General features: G+C 47.4%; 18 protein-coding genes, 1 tRNA gene and 3 pseudogenes. 7 read left to right on the forward strand and 15 right to left on the reverse strand.

What is annotated here, in order from left to right:
• The first annotated feature begins 22 nt into the window (after positions 1-22).
• The 3 genes and pseudogenes from dicD to ACUTSU_RS20575 form a co-directional block, all read left to right on the forward strand.
• Positions 23-598: a division control transcriptional repressor DicD gene (dicD, locus tag ACUTSU_RS20565; RefSeq protein ID WP_445652689.1), complete on the forward strand. Its 576-nt coding sequence runs from the start codon at positions 23-25 to the stop codon at positions 596-598.
• A gap of 159 nt (positions 599-757) precedes the next feature.
• Positions 758-833, forward strand: a tRNA-Phe gene (locus ACUTSU_RS20570).
• 196 nt (positions 834-1029) lie between these two features.
• Positions 1030-1329 (forward strand): annotated as a pseudogene (locus ACUTSU_RS20575) (integrase arm-type DNA-binding domain-containing protein); the annotation flags it as partial.
• A 168-nt stretch (positions 1330-1497) separates the two neighbouring features.
• Here the strand turns inward: ACUTSU_RS20575 and ACUTSU_RS20580 are convergent.
• From ACUTSU_RS20580 to ACUTSU_RS20645, 14 genes are all read right to left on the reverse strand, one after another.
• The gene (locus tag ACUTSU_RS20580; RefSeq protein WP_445652688.1) at positions 1498-2094 is read right to left on the reverse strand and encodes a LuxR C-terminal-related transcriptional regulator; all 597 of its coding nucleotides are present in this window, start codon (positions 2092-2094) and stop codon (positions 1498-1500) included.
• Positions 2091-3728, reverse strand: a complete 1638-nt coding sequence (locus ACUTSU_RS20585) for a Wzy polymerase domain-containing protein (protein ID WP_445654666.1) — start codon at positions 3726-3728, stop codon at positions 2091-2093. Before ACUTSU_RS20585 ends, ACUTSU_RS20580 begins: the two co-directional genes overlap by 4 nt.
• 262 nt (positions 3729-3990) lie before the next feature.
• Positions 3991-4671 carry a hypothetical protein gene (locus tag ACUTSU_RS20590; protein ID WP_445654667.1) on the reverse strand — a complete coding sequence of 227 codons (681 nt, stop codon included), beginning with the start codon at positions 4669-4671 and terminating at the stop codon, positions 3991-3993.
• A gap of 237 nt (positions 4672-4908) precedes the next feature.
• Positions 4909-5295: a hypothetical protein gene (locus ACUTSU_RS20595; RefSeq protein ID WP_445652685.1), complete on the reverse strand. Its 387-nt coding sequence runs from the start codon at positions 5293-5295 to the stop codon at positions 4909-4911.
• Between the two features lie 559 nt (positions 5296-5854).
• Positions 5855-6241, reverse strand: coding sequence for a hypothetical protein (locus ACUTSU_RS20600; RefSeq protein ID WP_445652684.1), 387 nt, complete (start codon positions 6239-6241; stop codon positions 5855-5857).
• Between the two features lie 457 nt (positions 6242-6698).
• Entirely contained in the window at positions 6699-7271 is a 573-nt protein-coding gene (locus ACUTSU_RS20605; protein ID WP_445652683.1) for a fimbrial protein, read from the reverse strand.
• 10 nt (positions 7272-7281) lie between these two features.
• Positions 7282-7776: a fimbrial protein gene (locus tag ACUTSU_RS20610; protein WP_445652682.1), complete on the reverse strand. Its 495-nt coding sequence runs from the start codon at positions 7774-7776 to the stop codon at positions 7282-7284.
• Between the two features lie 13 nt (positions 7777-7789).
• Positions 7790-8287 (reverse strand): fimbrial protein, encoded by a 498-nt coding sequence (locus tag ACUTSU_RS20615; RefSeq protein ID WP_445652681.1) that lies wholly within the window; start codon positions 8285-8287, stop codon positions 7790-7792.
• Positions 8288-8294: 7 nt separating this feature from the next.
• Positions 8295-8924, reverse strand: coding sequence for a fimbrial protein (locus tag ACUTSU_RS20620; protein WP_445652680.1), 630 nt, complete (start codon positions 8922-8924; stop codon positions 8295-8297).
• A 58-nt stretch (positions 8925-8982) separates the two neighbouring features.
• Positions 8983-9735 carry a fimbria/pilus periplasmic chaperone gene (locus tag ACUTSU_RS20625; protein ID WP_445652679.1) on the reverse strand — a complete coding sequence of 251 codons (753 nt, stop codon included), beginning with the start codon at positions 9733-9735 and terminating at the stop codon, positions 8983-8985.
• A gap of 122 nt (positions 9736-9857) precedes the next feature.
• Positions 9858-12422, reverse strand: coding sequence for an outer membrane usher protein (locus tag ACUTSU_RS20630; RefSeq protein ID WP_445652678.1), 2565 nt, complete (start codon positions 12420-12422; stop codon positions 9858-9860).
• Between the two features lie 59 nt (positions 12423-12481).
• Positions 12482-13024: a fimbrial protein gene (locus tag ACUTSU_RS20635; RefSeq protein ID WP_445652677.1), complete on the reverse strand. Its 543-nt coding sequence runs from the start codon at positions 13022-13024 to the stop codon at positions 12482-12484.
• 86 nt (positions 13025-13110) lie between these two features.
• Positions 13111-13656, reverse strand: coding sequence for a fimbrial protein (locus tag ACUTSU_RS20640; protein WP_445652676.1), 546 nt, complete (start codon positions 13654-13656; stop codon positions 13111-13113).
• A 2409-nt stretch (positions 13657-16065) separates the two neighbouring features.
• On the reverse strand, positions 16066-16479 hold the full coding sequence (locus tag ACUTSU_RS20645) for a winged helix-turn-helix domain-containing protein (protein WP_445652675.1): 414 nt from the start codon (positions 16477-16479) through the stop codon (positions 16066-16068).
• Between the two features lie 337 nt (positions 16480-16816).
• Here ACUTSU_RS20645 and ACUTSU_RS20650 point away from each other — a divergent pair, with 337 nt between their 5' ends.
• The 4 genes and pseudogenes from ACUTSU_RS20650 (at position 16817) to ACUTSU_RS20665 (ending at position 19516) form a co-directional block, all read left to right on the forward strand.
• On the forward strand, positions 16817-17635 hold the full coding sequence (locus ACUTSU_RS20650; RefSeq protein ID WP_445652674.1) for a winged helix-turn-helix domain-containing protein: 819 nt from the start codon (positions 16817-16819) through the stop codon (positions 17633-17635).
• Positions 17625-18080, forward strand: a complete 456-nt coding sequence (locus ACUTSU_RS20655; RefSeq protein WP_445652673.1) for a hypothetical protein — start codon at positions 17625-17627, stop codon at positions 18078-18080. Before ACUTSU_RS20650 ends, ACUTSU_RS20655 begins: the two co-directional genes overlap by 11 nt.
• Before the next feature lie 410 nt (positions 18081-18490).
• Positions 18491-18796: pseudogene (locus tag ACUTSU_RS20660) on the forward strand (IS6 family transposase); the annotation flags it as partial.
• Positions 18779-19516: a S1C family serine protease gene (locus ACUTSU_RS20665; RefSeq protein ID WP_445652718.1), complete on the forward strand. Its 738-nt coding sequence runs from the start codon at positions 18779-18781 to the stop codon at positions 19514-19516. The pseudogene ACUTSU_RS20660 and the gene ACUTSU_RS20665, both read left to right, overlap by 18 nt.
• A 605-nt stretch (positions 19517-20121) precedes the next feature.
• On the opposite strand, the pseudogene ACUTSU_RS20670 reads toward ACUTSU_RS20665, so the two are convergent.
• Positions 20122-20301, reverse strand: a pseudogene (locus ACUTSU_RS20670) (ATP-binding protein); the annotation flags it as partial.
• Positions 20302-20388 lie beyond the last annotated feature (87 nt).

Raw genomic sequence — 20388 nt, forward strand, 5'->3', positions numbered from 1 at the left:
ACCGAATTTGGAGGAAGCACAAGTGCAACGTGAACACGTCCTTGATACGGCACTGGGGCTGTTAGAACAACAGGGCCTGGCGACCGCCACACTGGAAATGCTGGCGGAGAAACTCGATGTACAGCCGGGCGACCTGAAACGGTTCTGGCCGGATCGTGAAGCGCTGCTGTATGACTGCCTACGCTACCATGGTCAGCAAATTGATACCTGGCGTCGACAGCTGCTACTGGACGAAAACCTGAGCCCACAGCAAAAACTGTTGGCGCGCTATGACGTTTTGGCAGAGTACGTCAAACACGACCGCTACCCCGGCTGTTTGTTTATCGCTGCCTGCAGCTTTTTCCCGGAGGTGGACCACCCTATCCACCAATTGGCAGAGCAACAGAAGCTGACGTCGCTGGATTTTACCCGCGATTTACTGCGTGAAATGGATGCCGATGACGCCGATATGGTGGCACAACAGATGGAGCTGATTCAGGAAGGTTGCCTGAGCAAACTGCTGATAAAACGCCAGCTACAGGATGTTTCCGTCGCCAAGCGGCTGGCGGAAGACATTTTGCAGGTAGCTCAGTGCCGCAGAAACGGGGCGTTAAGTTAATTCATCGTGCGGTGGTGTACCGCTGCCGCAAAATTTTGGCCAACCCGGTGCGATTTTTGCGCCCTTTGACCGAAAAGCCAGCAACCAGACGCGTTTTACCTGATTTCATTCATAAAGCCGTTGACTGCCTTCGGCCAATACGGTTTAATGCTGCGCGTTGCCCGGATAGCTCAGTCGGTAGAGCAGGGGATTGAAAATCCCCGTGTCCTTGGTTCGATTCCGAGTCCGGGCACCAAATTCATATCAACGGACCTCCACGGAGGTCCGTTTTTGCATTCTAAGCCCGCACAAATCAACACTTCGACAATCCCTTAACTCTACCCAACTCAATCAACTTCAACCCGCATCAAGTCCCTTGCGAGGGTACAACTGAGGGTATAGTCTGATTCGATAAAATTTATACCCCCTTTTACTATCAGGAAATACCGCCAATGGCGCTCACTGACGTTAAAATCCGAGCTGCTAAACCGGATGAAAAGCCTTATAAACTTGCCGACAACGGTACTAACAAATATGTTTTTGCTCGTTCAGCCTAACGGCTCCCGCTACTGGCGGCTCCGCTACCGGTTTCTGGGAAAAGAGAAAACGCTCGCTATAAAGCAGCCGAAGCTAAAGAGATATATAAGATTGCAGCCCACCTTCAGAAACGTATCACTGCAATCATGCGCTATGCTGCTCAGTCAGGCATTATCAGCTATAACCCTGCCGTGGATATGGCTGGCGCTTTAACGTGAATCGCAACGCTTATCATGGATAAAACATTCACCCTAAAAAACTCATTATGCGATGCAATAAATTCTTTAATATTCTTGCTGAGCGCCACCCGTTAGAACTCTTTGCGCAAGTTAGTTTTATTAATGCGATAATTGTCCAAGTGGCCATTCAACGTTTTTTACTGATCAAGCTCCCTTTATCTGGTCCAATCCACCCAGCCTCAGCCAGTGGTATAATTCGGTATTGCGTCGGAACCCCAGCTTGCGCATCACGGTTCGCTTATGGCTGCTGACGGTTTTTGGGCTGATGTTCAAATGGCTATGCAGGCTTTTTAGCGGCATAGCCTGACTTAAGCAGCGCATCACGTCCCGCTCGCGCTCGGTCAGGGCCAGTGTCGTGCAATAAGAACAAAGGGCTATCGACGCCTCGATGCCTCCCGCCGCCTGCAACCCCTGTTCGACCAGTGTCAGCACCGCTTGGGGGCGCGCACGTCGCCAGAGGTTGCCCTTTTCATGCTGGCAGCCGCTGTGGTTGTCGGCAAGACTGGCTCGTACGCTGATGTACACAGGCGGGGCTGACTGAGGGCAAGCATGCAGGCAAAGCTGAAGCGGCCAGCCCTTGCGAACGGACCAGAAAACCAGGTTGGCCTGGGCCACTTCCCTCTCGTCGACAAAGTGCACCCGCTGTCCTCGACGTTGAAAATAAGACAGCAAAATGAACTGAATACCCTGAACAAAGAAGCGGTTCTCATCCAAAATGCACACTGTAACAATCTTTTTCATAAGGCCTCCCGGGCCGAAATCTGAGGGGGTATAATCACCGCCTGAAAGCGGGTGTCCGCAGGGAAAAACAGACGAGCGTCCTGACGATAATGCTCAGCCGACACCTCTTGTCGCTGATGGTGCAAAATCATGATCAGGCTGGCATACACATTCGCGTCGATACGCCACGTGAGATAGTCCTGTGCCCAATGGACGTAGCGCTCAAGCAGATGCTCATCACGTGTCCGGTTGTAAGTCAGCAGCGCGTTGACCTGTTCATCAAAACGTACGCGCTCCCAATGTACCCAACGTGCCAGAGTCGGCATCGCCTGCACGTCACGCATATCCACCAATCCAGCGCGCTCTGCGCGGGTCAAAATAAGTCCCCCCTGCAAAGAAGAGACCATCAGCAATAGAATTGCGACCGAGACAGGCGGCAACCCCCCCCGCAATACCCAGCCCCAAAAGGCCGGCAGCGGTCGACTCGCCATAACACCGCTGACCTGGCGTTCCAGCATCGCCAGCACCATCAGAAACACCATGAAGTGCAGCGCCGACAGGTAAAACGGGTACTCCAGCTGGGTATGTAATGCCATAGGCAATAGCACCAGGCACAGGCCGCTGGCTTCACCCGCACTACGCCGACCAGCCTCAAAGGCCCCCGCATCCCAGCGCCAGACACGCAGCACCAGTCGCACACAGCCCAACATAATCAACCCTATCCCCAGCAGTGCCACCAGACCGCCTTCAACCCACCACAGTAAAATCTCGTTATGCGGATGATTGGCGATTTCACTCACTACCGTTGGCGGCTGCAGGTTGATGCGAAAATGCAGGAAATTGTACTCAAAGCTGCCATAACCCCAGCCTAACCAGGGCTTCTCTGCGATCATTCGCAAGGTGTCGTGAAGCATGGTCCAACGCGCATGGTTGGAGGCCTCGTGGTTAAGGTAGCGCAGCCCGTCCTCCGGGCCTGCCGCCAACATGCCGATCAGCCCTATCAGTACCCCCGCGCCCAACAGAACTGTGGCTTGCTTACAGCGAGCGGGAAAGCGCGCGTTAAAACACCAGAGAAACAGCCAAACCACCAGACCGCCTCCCAGCCAGCCGACGCGGGACTGGATCCAGACCAGCAGCATCGGTAACACCAACAACAACACGCCCAAAAATGCCTGGCGACAGTGCTCATACCGCGCCCGCACCAGGGCAAAGCCCGGCAACAGAAACAGCATCAGCGCCAGCGCCAGTCCAGTGGCCATAAAACTTGCCAGCACGTTAGGCTGCTGGAAAATCCCGTACACACGGCTTCCCGCCTTCATTGGCACCCAGGCCCATGCAGGGGCAAACAACTGTACCAACGCCAGCACTGCCTGGCCGGACACGGCCAGTAGTACGATAAACAACACACCCTGACGCTGCAGACGTGACAGGCGCACCTGCAGCCAGGTGGAGTAAAACACAGCGCCAGCCACCAGCCCCGCAACCCGCCAGTCAGCACGGAGTAACCCGGCAGGAGAGGCATACAACAGCGGAATGGTCAGTACGACAATGCCCGCAATAAATAACGGCAGAGATGTCGTCGTCACACGATATTTATCTGGGGCGACACGAACGCTAATAAATAAAACCAGCACGGCCATTACGCCCCAAACCATATTATTAAGCGGAATTGAAAGCCCTGACGTGCCGTTATTAATGATATAGTACCCCCCACAGAATACAGTGGCAGCCCAAAAAAACAAAAGAGAGGAAACACCCTTTATCATTGGTATAGTCCTTTTAATGAAATGATGGTCATCAGGTTTAAGATGACTAATAAAACCCGCACAAAAAAACCAATACCAATGGAGATGGGAATTTTTATAATTTATAGAATATATATTTATATAGGCATAATGTTTTCATTTAGAAGACAACTCAATACGGTGAAACCGATATGATAGCAGAGGCTGAATACTCCCCAGCAGGGGCATAAGATTTAACATCCATATCAGATTGTACACGTAGTTGAGTGTTGGACATCATCGAGGCAGAAACCTTAACAGATACCCCAGTGGCTAATTCAATATTAGAACGCCCTACCACCGCAACTACCGGTGCCCGCCCACAATCCACTACACCATCGATAAACCTTCGGCTAAATCCGCCCTCGTTCGAGTAAAGGACACCATGATCGATTTCTGACGGCAGGTTAATTTCGCATTTAACATCAGGCGGTAACGCTTTCACACAAAAAGCATTACCCGCATTCGCGACAGTAGTGGCATCCATGGCGCCTAATGCCGTGAAAAACTTAGACCCAGACATTTTTTGCCCAAACAAGACACACTCGCCACCGGCAGAAGCCCCTTCGTGTGGCCCCCATGATAACGTCGTTGTACAGGTTGAGTCATCGCTCAGCTTCCATTCTTCTAGCGATTGGAGACGACAAGGCCCCACGCTGAGTGGCGAATGAGAAACATAACTATAAGGCACCCACATGCATCCCTCATACGGAATACCTCTGGATATATCCCCTTTATCACAGTGAACTCCAACTGGCACTATATCTAGTGCATAACCCCCTGGTTTACCTATCGGCGCACCGATTTCCTGCATGACCGTCCCACCATGAGTGGTATAAACGTGACTTGCGCATTGCCCAGCCTCGGTAGCGCTACAAGATATTATTTTTGGATTGGAAATGAAAGGCCATTGTATGGCCTGTGAATATTTAACAGGTGATAAAAAAAGCATAATAATATATATTAACCGCATAAATCACCCTCTTTTTAATTTTAATTAAATCAGGAAAAATCCGACAAAAAAACAAAAAAAATGCATTCCGATGAAAAATCAATACGGAGAAACTGCTATGACAACCGATGCAAAATACTCCCCAGGAGCGGCATTAGATTTAATATCCATATCGGATTGTACACGTAGTTGAGTATTGGACATCATCGAGGCAGAAACCTTAACAGACACCCCAGTGGCTAATTCAATATCAGAACGCCCTACCACCGCAACTACCGGTGCCCGCCCACAATCCACTACACCATCGATAAACCTTCGGCTAAACCCAGCCTCGCCCTCGAAAATAACACCATGATCGATTTCTGACGGCAGGTTAATTTCACATTTAACATTAGGCGGTAATGCTTTCACACAATAAGCATTACCGGCATTCGCGACAACAGTGGCATCCAAGACGCCTAACGGTGTACTGAGAGTCGTCGACACTAATTGCGACCCAGTCAATTGCCCGAACAAGACGCACTCGCCACCAGGAGCAGCCCCTGAGTGCTCCCCCCATGCTAAATACGATTTACAGGTCGAAGAACTACTCAGTTGCCATCCGTCTACAGTTTGGAGATTACAAACTGAATACTCGGTCATTGGCGCGTGACCAGTATACCCTCCCGCCCAATAGCATCCCTCATATCGCACTCCTCTGGACTGATCTCCCCTCTCACAATGGATACCGTATGCTGCTATCTTTAATTCACCAGATATTGGCCTAGTTATCGGCTCACCTATTTCCTGCATGACTGTCCCATCATGGGCATAGTAAACAGAGATTGAACAATCACCATTGTCTGAATTTTTACACGATGTTATTATTGGATTGGATATGGATGGCCACTGCATGGCGTTAGAATATTGAATTGACCAAGCCAAGGTTATAATTATATAGATAAAACGAATCATTTTATTCACGCACCAGGTTGAAGTTCATTAAAGAAAAACTAAATTCACCCAAATAGTTACCAACTCAGATAAAAATTCAATTCGATAAAAATCAATACGGAGAAACTGCTATGACAACCGATGCAGAATACTCCCCAGGAGCGGCATTAGATTTAATATCCATATCGGATTGTACACGTACCTGATTTCTGGATATCATCGAGGCAGAAACCTTAACAGACACCCCAGTGGCTAATTCAATATCAGAACGTCCTATCACTGCAACCACGGGGTTTCCCCCACAATCCACCGCGCCATCGATGAACCTTCGGCTAAACCCAGCCTCGCCCTCGGAAATAACACCATGATCGATTTCTGAAGGGAGGTTGATGGCACATGTAACACTTGGCGCCAGTGGTTTCACACAAAAGCTATTGCCAGCATTCGCTACGGTCAGGGCATCCCTGTCCCCTAAAGGTGTGCTGAGCGTCGTCGACATAAGTGGCCCAATCAATTGCCCGAACAAGACACACTCGCCACCAGGAGCAGCCCCTGTGTGCTCCCCCCATGATGAGGCCGTTTGACAGGTCGAATTATTATCCAGCTCCCATTTCCCTGGAGTTCGAAGCCTACAGAATCCTGTCATCTGTGGAGCATGGCCATGAGTTGTCCAGTAACAATTTGTATACGGACGGCCTTTGGCAGCCTCGCCATCATTACAGTGGACCCCGTACGCTAATATATCTGTTGAATTAATTCTTGGATTACCTATTGGCATGCCAATTTCTTGCATGACAGTTCCACTATGATAATAATTAACGTTAGCCACACAGGAGCTCGCTGTCGTATTCTTACAAGATGTTATGCTTGGATTAGATACGAATGGCCATTGTATGGCATGTGAGTACGAAACCGGCCAGCTCAAGGCAATAATAAAATAGAGGAAACGCGTCATTTTACTGATACTCCAGATTTACGGTAGCCACGGCACTAAAATAACCCAGCCCTATCGTTTTTTTAGTAATAGCCTGGGGTTCCCCTTTAACATAAGCCTTAAAGGTGATTTGGTTGCTGCCTTTCTGCAACGGATATTCACCGCTCTCTTTATTGACAGGCAAAGGTCTTGCCCCCAACGTCTCAAGCCCTATCCCTATTCCTGTCGCCGTACTGCTCCCATCAATGGCCAATAAACCGGGTAAGGCCAGGTTCTCCGTCCCTTTGAACGTCACCTTTACCGATTTCCCCAACGACAGATCGCACTCCGCCAGATTTATCTCAACTTGCTGCCCCCCTGTACGAGTATTCAGATACAGGTATTTATCTATAATGGTGCCAAAATCCAGCTGCACCTCTTCATCACCCGGCAAAATAACGCATGGTTCCGCCACCAGTGCACCGTAAAAGTGTAGGTTCTTGTCATCATTGGCAGCCTGTGCCGATGATGACATTCCTCCGATGAGCAGCAACAGCGCTGAGGCAAGCCCCCAGATTTCGTGATACAGAGGACGCGTCTCCATGGTATCTTTCATGACTCTCTCCTCAGTCATACTCGGCGCGTAACGTTGCCCAGGCCTCGAACGTCCCCTCTGCGAGGGTTGCCCCCAGGCGCTTGACAGGGACTGCCTCCAGTCGCGGCGGCGCCTGGGGATTAATCACCAACGTACTGCCGGGTGTGAACGGGACATCATTTCGGTAAACCCGGATCCCAAAATCCGTCTTGCTGCTCAGCAGCGCCTCTTTGTCAAACGCCGCCGACGTGCCGCTTAAGCTCAACTTCAATGCCCCACCGCCATTGGCAGAGCCGCCACAGGTTATCTGGTAGTTCATCGCTTGGCGGTAGTTAACCCCGTTCACTTTGCTGATACCCACCCGCTCCCCGAAGTCCACGTCAACCCTATTGCCATCATTGATGGTACAGGGCGGCGGCTCTATCAACGTTCCGCGTATCCTCACCTCCCCCTCAGCCATAACCGGTGAATTTATCATCACCTGGACGACCAAGAGACAGGCATAGCAAATCATTGTGTTGTTCATGCACTGCCTCATGCTACTGGTAGTCCACGAGCATCGTGGCTCCCGCAGTGAATTCACCCCCACTGAGGGTGACTCCACTCTGTTTGACTGGCACAACCCATAAGTCCGGTTCTTTGAAGCCGCCGTAGAAGTTCCGCCAGCTATTCACAGGCAATAAATTGCTACCCAGTTGCATTTGAATACCCAACCCCGCCTTGGTGGTTTGCAACAGCTTAGTGTCAAATGCAGCCCCCGTTCCTTTCACCTGCAGTTTCACCCAGGGCGACGAGTTGCATTTCAAGGTGTAATTCACCCGTGTCCGGTAATTGTTGCCGTCTACCTGGGTCGTCATTACCTCGCCGAAATCCACCTCAATCGGTTTGCCCGCATTAATGGTGCACGGCTTCTGTACCACCTTCACCTTGATGGTTACCGTGCTCGTTGCCGCAGCGCCGGCCAGCAACGGCATGACAGCGCACAGCGTTGCCAGCGCCAGGCATGTCCGTTGTTGCATCGTTGCGCGTCCTTTCATATCAACCTCAGTCATAATTCAGCTGAAAATCCACGGCGGCGCGGTAAGACCCAGCCACCAGAGGTGCCGAAGTGCGCTCGGGTGTGACGGTGTAAGTCAGGCTGCTCTGACCCGGCGTCAAAAACAACGGCTCACCGCGGCTGCCAAGACGCACATCCCGCCCAGTGCTATCCAGCAGGCGCAAACCTAAACCAAAGACGCCCCGCACCTTCACCAACTGAGGGTTGTCCATGTCGGACGGTGCCCGGAAACTCACGCTCACTGACGGTTGATTGGGTGCCCAAGTTAGCGCACCGGTACGCACATCACGCTGGCTGGCTGGCGTACGCAGACAATCTTTTAACCGCAGTTCAAAAGCCACAGGGGTTCCCTGCGCACCCAGTGTATCCAGACGTGCCGTACCGGTTTCACCTAGCCAGATAGCCTGGTGCGCACTGCTCATTTCCAGGCGGCAGGCGCTCTCGGTCAACGCCCCCCGCACATACAGCGTGCCGTTGGCCCCATCAACTGCCCAATTATCCGCCGCCTGTAATGACGGTGAAAAAACCATCATGGCCAGTACCCATCCGGGCCCGCAGTAAATCAGTCCACTGCGCCAGAATGCCGACTTCCACTTTTTACCTGTCTTCCCTGCCATATTCTGTTCTCCCGACATTCTGTTTTCCGACTTAACGGCGTGATGCTTCAGGAGGCCTTTACGATGCCTTCTTATCCAGCACCACCTGACAGCGACTGCCACTGCAACTGAAACTCAGTTGTGGTCGGCCGCCATAGTCGTTGATGTAAGTCAGCACCGGCGCATTGCCCACGCTGGCAGCGCTCACAGTTAGCGGAGCGTTACCTTTCGGCGGCACCATGAATGGCTCAAAGTTTTTCGCCCCTGCCGTATCTTTCTTGCTGCTCGCGTCCACAATGGTCACGTAGTACGGCGTTGGGTTGTTCACCACATACTTGTCACCCTGCTTACTCAGCGTCAGTTGCTCTTGTGCCGGCGCAGCATTCTTCTGCAGGGCAATGCCTGCCGGACGGTAGAACAATTTGATGCGCGTTTGCAGCGCAATCTGCAGCGTATTCGGCTTGTCACTCTTCGGCGGAATTTCACGCAGGTTAAAATAAAACAGCGTCTCGCGATCCTGTGGAAACTGTTTGAGCATCGGCAACGCTTGGATTTTCACCTGGCTCGGCTTGCCCGGTTCAACACGTTGTACCGGTGGCAACACCGCTAACGGGCTCTGAATTTTGTTACCCTTATCATCTTCCAGCCAACCCTGTGCCAGGTACGGTAATTGCTTGTTCTGATTGCTGATATTCAGGCTCACCGATTTCTGGTCGCCGTCAAAAATCACGCGGGTACGGTCGAGAGCAATGGCCGCCTGAGCCTGCAGACTAACCAAGGTTCCCAGCAGGGTGATGGCAACCGCCGTCGTCTTTAGGGTGTTAATACGCATGTTCTTCTTTACTCCAAAATTCATCATGAGGTTAATCGTCTCCGGTTCATCTCGAGGTGGCGCATTGGCCGCCTATGCCGTTTCTTTTACGGCGCAGCCTCGTGTTCTGTTGTAAGTCGTTTCTACGGTGCCCTATCCTCCACAGGCTTGTCGGTCGGCAGGGCATCAGAAACCACCGCCTCAGCAGCGGGTATACACGGCAACAGCAGACTGCTCATCATGTCCGCAGGCAGCAGGGCTGGTAGGCGAACCTCACACTGCACCGCTCCATTCCAGTGCACCGTCATACGGTCACCCGCGTTAATCCCGCTCAGGTACACACTGCCGCCGTCGTTGACAATCCCGGTTTCTTGCTTGCGACTGTTCATTACCGTGGCGCCGAACGGTGGGGTACTGCCATCAGCTAGCTTGATGACGGCCATCGCTTTTTCGCCAGCAATCACTCCAAACTTGCGGTAACCAATCGCCCCTTCCGTCAGGGTGGCCTGCACCACCGACTTGGTGGCCTCGGCGTTGTCCCCCAGTTTGTTCAGATCAATGCTCGCCTTATTGCGGTAGTAGCTGTTCACATCCGCCACCACGGCTTTGCCCCACGCATTGGTCTGCGAGGTCGCGCCATAGCCGCGGACGGGTACGCCGGCCACGCCCTCGGTATCAAGCAGCAGGCGTGTCCCGCCAGCCATCCCATTCCGGTGTAGTGCACCGCCCTCCGGCGTCAGAGTCGCCCCCCCCTGGGCGGAGAAACCGACCGCACTGTAACGACCTTCCTGGTAGCTGGCATTGGTACTCACGCGGGCTATATCACCCTCGTGGTTGTAATACCCGCTTAGGCTTACGCCACTGCGTGACGTACCCGCCGCCAACTGGTAGTTATCGCTCTCGTCAATCCGGTCGTAATAGCTCATCCGGTGAGTGGTATCGTTACGATTCACCGTGGTGTTGTAGCTGACATTGGCACCATTGCCCCACGGCATCGACAGAGACAGGTACATGCCATCATCATTGGCGCTGTTATATTTGTTGCGATATGCCGACATCGACACACTCAAATTTTTAAATCGGCCGATATCAAAGTAGCGCGACATCGTCAGGGCGTATCGTTCATTGGCCGGACGATCCCAATAAGTCTGATGGAAGTAGTCCAGGTAAGTACTGAGTCCCAGGTCACGGAACTGTTTGTTGAAGGTGATGGTGTACATCTCCTTATTACCTCCCACCCGACTCCCGTAATAACGCGCATCCAGGTATTCGCTCATGCTCATAAAGTCCTCTTCCGAGAACCGATAGCCGGCGAACGTCACCTGACTGTCTAGCTCTTCAAAGGTCTTCGAATAGCTCACCCGATACGACCCCCCGCTAAGCGTCCCATCTTCCGATGGAATTCGGGCACGCGACTGAGTCGCGTCAAAAGACAATGCACCGAAGACCAGTAAGTCACGGCCGAGCCCCACTGACAGTGCGTTATAATCGCCCCCCATCAGGGCACCACCGTACAGCGACCAACCGTTGCTTATCCCCCAGGAGAACTCCCCGCTACCAAACATCGGCCCGCGGGAACGGTGCTGCCAGTCGGACGGTTTGCCTGTCGCTAGCTTGAAGCGCACTGAGCCAGGGCGCGTCAGGTAAGGAATGTTGGCCGTGTTCATGGTGAATTCCTGCACACCGCCATCCTGCTCTTCCACCCGAACGTTCAACTCACCGGATACCGCATCGTTGATATCCTGGATACGAAACGGCCCGACCGCGACCTGCGTTTCGTACAACACCCGCCCCTGCTGGCTGATGATCACTTTGGCATTCGTCTTGGCAATGCCCACCACTTCCGGAGCATAACCACGCAGATTCGGCGGCAACATATTGTCATCCGACACTAAGCTCGCACCGGTAAACCGGAAGCTCTCGAACATGCCTGAATCCAGTGAGCTCTCTCCTAACAGCAACCTGGAGCGCAACGCAGGTATCGCGCGGTAGGCGTAATAACGGCTCCATTCTAGTTTCTTTATTTCGCCCTGCCCGGTTCCGGTCTGGTGAGCCATATTCCCCTGCCAGTCCGCTCGCAGACGCCAAGCGCCCATATTGGCCCCTGCCGTTCCGTTACCACTGATGCTGTACTCACGGCTGCTGTCACGCTGCTGATACTGAGTCTGGGCATTGACGTTATAGTCAAACAACAACCCCGGAATACCTTCATCCCAGCGGGAAGGTGGATCCCAGTCCGGCGACGAATACTCCAGATAGGCCTGGGGAACACTCAAGTACAGTGCTGAGGTGGCCAGATCCGTACGTACTTCCATGCCCTTCAGGCTGTCAATATTCAAACAGCTATCCTGACGCCACCAGGTCAACGTTTTCATGGCATCCGGCTTTAACCCCAGTTGCCCGACCAACTCAGGTGACAAACAGGCCACACTGCCTTTGGGATCATCTTCAGGGGCATAAAAATTGATATTCTCTTCCGGTAACTCATTTTTATTGATATGCACCGTCAGGTTATAGGTTCCTGGCATAATATAACCACTGCGCGAGAATTGGCTCAAATCGATATTTTTTCTGTCATTCACATCCAAGATATCCATATTGAACTGGATGTCTTCTGCGGCATATAAACAGGTACTCCCCATCGCAAGAGAAACACTTAACCCCAATGCCTTAAGACGAAAAAACTTCCCTGTAGGAGAAAACACCATAGCCATAAACCTTTAAATTTTTATAAGGAATAACACCTGCCAATCATCATTTTTCGCTATCAGTAATAATCCAATTTAAAGCGCACAGCAGAGGTATAGGCGCCAGACTTTAGCACCTGACTATTAGAGACAAGCCTCATCGTATAATCGAGTTTCATCGTGCCAGGCGTTAACCCCCCTATGGGCAATGGTTCCCCAGGCTCGGCTTTATTTCCATGGCTATCGGTAATTTCCAGTGCAATTCCTTTCGCCTCACCACTAACGCCAAATAAGGCACCGTCAGCATCACCATCAAAGGTCACCTGAAAGTAACGCCAATCCGGTAATGTTGGGTCTGGGCGGGTCAATGCGCAATTAATTAAGTCCACGCTAAAAGATCTGGCCGTTCCCTGACCGTCACGCATAATATCCCCCATTGGTACCGTATCCATATCTATGACCTGCTCTCGGCTCCCAGCAGCAATGGCACATGCAGTATCAATAATGGCCCCTTTCATATTGACGCGCCCCCACCCCTGGGTCTGCTGAACTGCTTGCACTTTTATAATTAACAGCACGAGCAATATGAAAGGATATACAAGGTAAAATACACAGCGTTTCATTGATTTATCCTTAATCCGGAAACTTCCGTGTGAAAATAGCATGCGGGTTTCCCCGCATGCAGGAGATATTATCCCCAAATAATCAATTACTGGTAAGCCAGGGTAAAGTCAGCAATGGATTGGAAGTCACCCGGAATAACACCAGCAGATGCATTATCACCTTGCAGGTAAGCGGCGAAGCCCAAGGTGTTGTTACCGTTCTGCAAAGTCTGGGTCTTGGTTGCTTTCCCCAGTTCAATCACTTGACCAGAGCCATCAGTAATAGCAATACTCGCGCCTTGTGCGGTACCTGTAATACCCAACAGGCCGTTACCGGCAGCAGATTCCATGCCGGTGAAGGTCAGAGATACTGTGTTGTTTTTGCCAGCACCAGTACTAACTAATTCACAGTTTTCCAAGGCAATTTGGAACTGACGTGGTTTTGATTTACCACCGTCTTTAAGAGCTACATTAGATATCTGACCCAGATCAACAGTCTGATCCACAGACTCAGGGGTAATGGAGCACGGTGCATCAATGATAGAACCAGTAAAAGTAATGGTTCCGTGGCCTTGATCTTTCACTGCAGCGTTAGCCAAAGAAGAAGCACCAAAAACAATTACAGCAGCCATCATGATTTTGTTCAGTTTCATGTTATTTCCTATTAAGTAAATTTAGCTTCCCTACGTACTTAGCATTAGTATTTACGTAGCACACACAACAAACCAGTATGAAAACCCAACCACATACACTTTTTCACCGTTGTTGCGATGGAAAACACTTTACATAAAAAAAAATAAATTAGTTATTTATATCGCAAAAAACAAACTATATAGATTTTTATTCCAAAATTAATATTTTAATAAAATTTAATCCCAAAAACATCAATAAAAACAAACAATGATCATAATTGATAAATATAAAAACATAAAAATATAAGAAATAACCCTATATATAGGGTAAAAAAATCCCCATGTTAATTTTTTTACTAAAAAATCTTGTTAAGATTAAAGCTCAACTGGGATTTGAAAAATTGAATTGCGGTGAAGGCACTAGAACCAGTGTATATAGAGGTTTAAAAATAGACAAAGATCATTAACAGCGAAATACATTTCACCATTAACATCAATAGCATTGGGAAAATAATAAAATTGAGATGTATGAGAGAGTAAAGAACAATGAGAGTAACCATCTCTATGGACAAAACGCCAATCTGATCAGCTTCGCAGGCCAAGTAAAACCCAATATTTAGCGCCTGCTATTTTTACGGAAAGATAATAGAGATGGTTAAAAATTAATTTATTGCAGGTTGCCACCCACCAGGGCTTCAGGATTCGCACCTCAACGACACTCTCCTGTTGCCATATTTTTTCCCTGGGGACAGACATCAGTACTTTGCGGAATAAAACCCCAACTCCCCCCTAATGGTCCCGTACAGCCTGATAACAGGACAGAAAATAGTAAAAATAATGGCCATTTCATATAACTCCCTTTGTTTTACTGGCTTTGGCAAAGAAGATAAGAACCCAGCAGATTTCACCTTATCAATGTATCAATGTATCAATGTATCGAAGCATATTATAAAAAAGAGCAGTGATTAAACACACCCTCTACTGCCACTCGATTTCATACCTCCTGCTCCCATAAAGAAATTCTAGCTAAAACCCCCTATGCCTTTCCTTCGGTTTTAAAATACGCCGACTACGACGCATTTTAATATGCTTATAGAAACTAAAAACCCCAATAAAAGAAAAAATAAATATCATGATAATTTCTGCAAACATCATCCGTGACACCATAATAAATTATATCTCTGACAAAATTAACCATTAATTATAAACACAGGCACTAGCCCAAAAGGCTAAGAAAACCCGAAATTATATAATAGTGGCGTGATTAGATTAAAAACATTACCATTATTTCTCAATTATCATGAGATTATTAACAAACCATTTGTGAGCTTCAGCCATCCGACTAAAACTTAACTTATTTATAACTATTCTTTTATGACTGTTGACAGCCTTCTTATTAATCTTCATTTCCCCTGCCCCCCATTCCTAAAGAAAAATAATACATAACCTCTCACTACCGCACCGTAAAATCCAACACTAATGCATTAGGAGTATCTAACGCGGTATAACGATGCGTAATTTTATCGCCCAGAATTTTGTCGAAAACTTTAGTCAAATCAATACTGGACTGATAAGTTTAAAAGTTTCAGGAATTGCATGCTTTCTTTCCTCTCTCATACTTTTGGGAATAATAAAATATGAGTCAAGGGAGCTAACTCGCTCAACAGCCGGGTCCATTATCTTGATATCGGCAGAACCTCCTTGCATACAAAAAATCAAGCCCACCAAGGGATGAACCAATGGGTTTCCCACCCCTCCACAACCTAGATTGTATCGCAAATCAGGTCATTTAATAACTTTAATATCGTAAAAACCATAAATTTGGTCATTAACACTTTTAATTAATTAAATAATAGTTACTTTACCCGCATTAGTTACATTATTAACGGTCTATTAGAGATTTATTGTGAATTTCATATAATTCAATTTTTCACATTTTAATTAATAAATTAGTTCTGTATTATAAAATACAATACGAAATCGTCTTATCATTGTTTAAAATATCAATTTCTTTCTTGCAGAGAAACATGCGGTAGCTTTATCCAAAGCATGTGATCTAGCATCCTACCCATTAAACACTGAAGGAATCATAGAGTTTAAATTAATAAGGGACACGATGAGATAGGAGGTTTTTTATACACGTTAAAGAAAATGACGCGGGGTAGGAAAAAGCACGTTAACGACTAAACGAGAAACCTTGATGAGTTGTTCCAACTGAATAATGAGGCAGATTTTAAAATCGTAATTTTATGCTGAAAATACTGGAGCCAGAACGTGACATACCACAAACACATTAGTACTTCAACCTAAGCAAGCCAACACACACTTACCTTGTCACACCAAAACCGCGTATCGAAATTATCCTCTTAGCGTCGTAATGTTGAGCTGGTAACAGAACCTAAATCGTCAACACACCACTGATGGGTTTCACTATTTACAATCTCTAGGCATCTTACTTAAGAGAATAGCATGATCGTTTAACATACTTATTGATCCGCCATGTCTTAAGCTTTCCTCTACAACTAAGCGCCTATTAAGGCAAACGCCATACCTAGGAATAGTAACAATCACATTAGGTGGAAATTCATTTTTTGATAATAAAACACGAGTTCTACATATCAACTGAGAGTAGTTATTATCCGCCAATTTACAGTCTATATTAGGCCATATTTTATTTATTATTTCTTTCTTATCATTTATATCATTCAATAAACAAAGAAATAATTTTTTCTGATTCTTACTCAAAACCACCTCTTGCTTACCGCCATCAATGATTAACTTACTCTGAGTTAAAATAAAAATACCACTTTTTGTTTTTATTTTAATATTAAAACAATATTTCATAAGGTCACGTTTCCATAATGTCGAATTCGCCAAAAATAATTAATTAATCCTAACACCAAGAAAACAACGCAGCCATTTATATTTAAAAATCAAAGTTTAATATATTTTAATTCTGTTGAATAAATTAAATTAGATTTAAACACCAAAAAATAGCCATATCAACTTGCATGCTATAGCCCGCAGCTAAGTTACCATCGCATTTAATTTTCGTATTTTAATAAATCCAAGGTGGCTTTTATTACCGAAAATCATAGATAAATATAAAACTTTAAAATAAAAAAATCTTTAATAAAACAAAAAACGTCTAATTCAATAATTATCCTATCCTAGAGGACTCATGAGATACATCATTAATGACATTGTGAAATATAATTCTTCCGACGGTACACTACTCGTTATCGATAACAGTATCGACATGATTACACTGCCCCGTATCACTAACGAACTTTTATCATTTTTCATCCAAAGCAACGGAAAATCATTAAGCAGGGAAGACATTTTAAACGAAATATGGGAAAAAAGAGGATTGAGTTCCTCAAGCAATAATTTAAGCAACTACGTTTCCATGCTGAGAAAATCTCTGGCGCTATGCAATTGTCATGATGTTCTCACTACAATTCCCAAGTACGGTTTTTCATTTAACGCAGATATCATTGAAGACCTTGAAAATAAAAACCCACTAGAAGAAAATGAAGAACAAAGCAATAAAGGGAAAAAAAACTCTTCATCACCACTGAATATAAATAAAAAAATCAAGGCGTTCATTGCATTCAGGCCACCTAAAAAGAATGAATTAATAATAACAGCATTAATTTCTTTTATCGCATTCATTTCCTATTCAATTTACAAAGATTTCACTCCTGAAATTGAGAAGACAACGATTTTCAGAAATCAACAGTGCCAATTTTATTCAATTAATCATAACATGAGTGATTCCGAGAAAAATGAAGCCATAAAAAAAATAAAACTACTTGCTGATAAATCAGGTTTGAACTGCAAAAACAAAATCAATGCCTATTACTTCGTTAATGATAGAGTTGATTTTGTTGGTGATCCCGTTGTGAACTATGCAATCAGCTTTTGCGAGCCGCAAAGTAAATCCCCTTGTGTAAATTTCAAAATTTATGAAAAAAAGAACATTCCAAATGAAAATTAAATTCTTATTATATATTTTATTAGCATCGGTTGCTCTTTACCCAATTTATTTAATCTGGAAAGAAAAAGAGAATGATCACAGCTTTGAATGTCGTGCGAAATTGAAAACCGTAATGGCTACCAGAATTTGCAAAGGTTATGACATGACCAGTGAATTTGATTTTTTCCTGTCTATGCAAGGGAACCAAAAAGGCTACATGATAGTTTTGGGTAATTATTCATGTCCGAATGAGCCATCAAAATTAGTTGACGGCATAGTCAACTTAACCTACAAAAAAGAGGGTAACTATTACTCTATACAGCTGGGAGAGCGAAGCTCTGAGATTTCAGCCACATTCAAAGTATTACAGTACGATAAAATAAAAATAAAAATAAAAGAATTAGAAAATAGTGAATATATGCTTTCATTACCGATTGAAACGCCGATACTCTGTAAAAAAGATTGATCTTTAATAATAAGAGCATTCAGACAGGGCATGTTGTAGTGTATCTCTCTGCTTCCAAAAAATTGCCCTGCGTGGTTTTTCCGTATCAGAATCTTTTAGGTCAGGGAAAAAAGTGGTGCGATGGGAAATATATTGTTTAACGTGTGGGCCAATTTTTTTAGAATATGAAGGGGCCTATTGCAACTATGTCTTCGGCCCGAGAAGGGATGAGCATTGCTGGGAAAAATATAAACGTCAAGGAACGCAGATAAAATGGTTTGATAAAAAATCTGTCTGCCTTCTGCGAGTAATCTAATAGATAGCCGGTCCCAAAGTGTAACGGTCAACTAAAACTGGATACGGGTTTAGGGGCTCTGTCGCATTAAGGTGTTGTTAGATAAAATGTTGTTTTTTGATGTTATTACCTGCCTATGTCTCTCATTCGAAACGCTTTCAGTCGCCTACATTATCCCGTCGATATTATGGCTCGGTGTATCCGCTGGTACCTTGCCTATGCACTGAGTCTGCGAAACCTCGAAGAGATGATGGCAGAGCGCGGTATTGTCGTTGACCATTCCACGTTGCATCGTTGGGTTATCCGCTTGGTGCCGCTACTGGATAAGGTTTTTCGCCGACACAAGCGCACCGTAGGTCGGTGGTGGCGAATGGATGAAACCTACATCAAAGTCAAAGGCCAGTGGAAGTATCTCTACCGCACGGTGGGTACTGCAGGGAAAAAGAGCGCTTCCATTACCCTGTCCTCGCACGCGGCCATCGGGGATGTGGCTCTCGCCATCGGTAATCCCTATAACCTGTTGGGATCGGCCACACAAGGTATTATCAGCGCCGTGGACCGCATTAGCCGACAGAGTTCTATTCAAACGGACGCCTCGATTAATAAGGGAAATTCCGGCGGACTGCTGCTCAACACGGCCGGCGAAATGGTGGGGTTAACCACCCTAAATCTGGCTCGCATCCCGGGAACGCAAGGGATCAATGGTTTGGGTTTTGCCTTACCCACGCCCCTGGTGAACAGCATCATGAAAAAACTCCTGAGAGACAGCACGATCATCCGTGGATGTCTCGGCCTCGACGTCGCTGAGGGCATTCGCCCCGCGCCCGATGGGACAGTGACCGCCCTGGCTCGTGTACTCAAGGTCAACCCATCAGGAGTCGCTGACAACACGGGGATTCAGGAAGGGGATTTATTAACGACCCTGACGGGTCAGCCAATCACCCACGTGCAACAAGCGTTAGATCTCATCGCAGATCGCCCCCCTGGAAGCACCTTATCCCTCACAGTCGAGCGGGAAGGCAGCCTGTTGACCAAAAACGTCGTGGTGGAAAAATGCACGCTCTTAGACAATCGCCTGGCACCTTCAACCAGAAGTACCAGGCCCGGGTCTCTCAACAGCGTACCGCCGTCTGTTGACGCTATGGCACATGCCTACGCTTAGGCCTTTGAAAAGGGGAAAATCTCACTGCGCTTCTTTGCAGCAACCTGTCGCCATCATTGCCCTCTCCAACAGATCTCTCGGTAATCATCTCATTTTACGATGCTATAACGTCTTTATATCCAAGCGGTTGCGAACCATTTTTACCCCACTACAATTTTAACACTGGCAAAGTACCAGTACCCAAAGATAGCTGCTCCCAACCCGTTTGCCCTGAGTGACCTTGCGGTCTCAGGGCTTTTTTTAGCAAAGAGAATACATATGCACGATTGGTTCGCCCTAATGGCGTTGGCTTTTAGTTCGGGTATTTTGTTTACGTTGTTATTTATTAATGAAAATGGGCTCGGTTAAAAAGGCCAGACGGCAAGGTAAATCGGTTTATCCGGCCGCTTCGCTGTCGGCATATTCCTAGTTTTGCAGGTAGTGTAATGCAGCAGGATCGGCAATATAGCCAACCAGTCCCTTCAACGACAGCCCGATTCGGATAGTGCGGCACAAACCCGGGATCATCACGGAGGCGTTGTACCCTCCGCCTCATCATGTAAACATACCTTGGCTCGGGTTACCGTTTCAAATAATCTTTCAGACATCCGATAGCCTCACCTCATTGGCAGGTTACTGGTCAACGCCAGGCTGCCTGACTCATAGCGCCTTGCGACAACTTGAAAGAACAAGTTGGCCTCTTCCTTACCAAACGGGAGATAGCCGCGCTCATCAACAGCCAGTAACCGCGGCTTGTGAATGATGCGACTCAGATAGCCTCTAAGTTCCCCCTTATGCCGGAAGATCTCTGACTGTGAATGTATGGTGATGCGGGATACCTACCGTCGCGACATGCAAAAACGCAGCCCCTGGCGGAGCCACGTCGTCGCGTT

Source organism: Serratia sp. NA_13 (assembly GCF_052691735.1).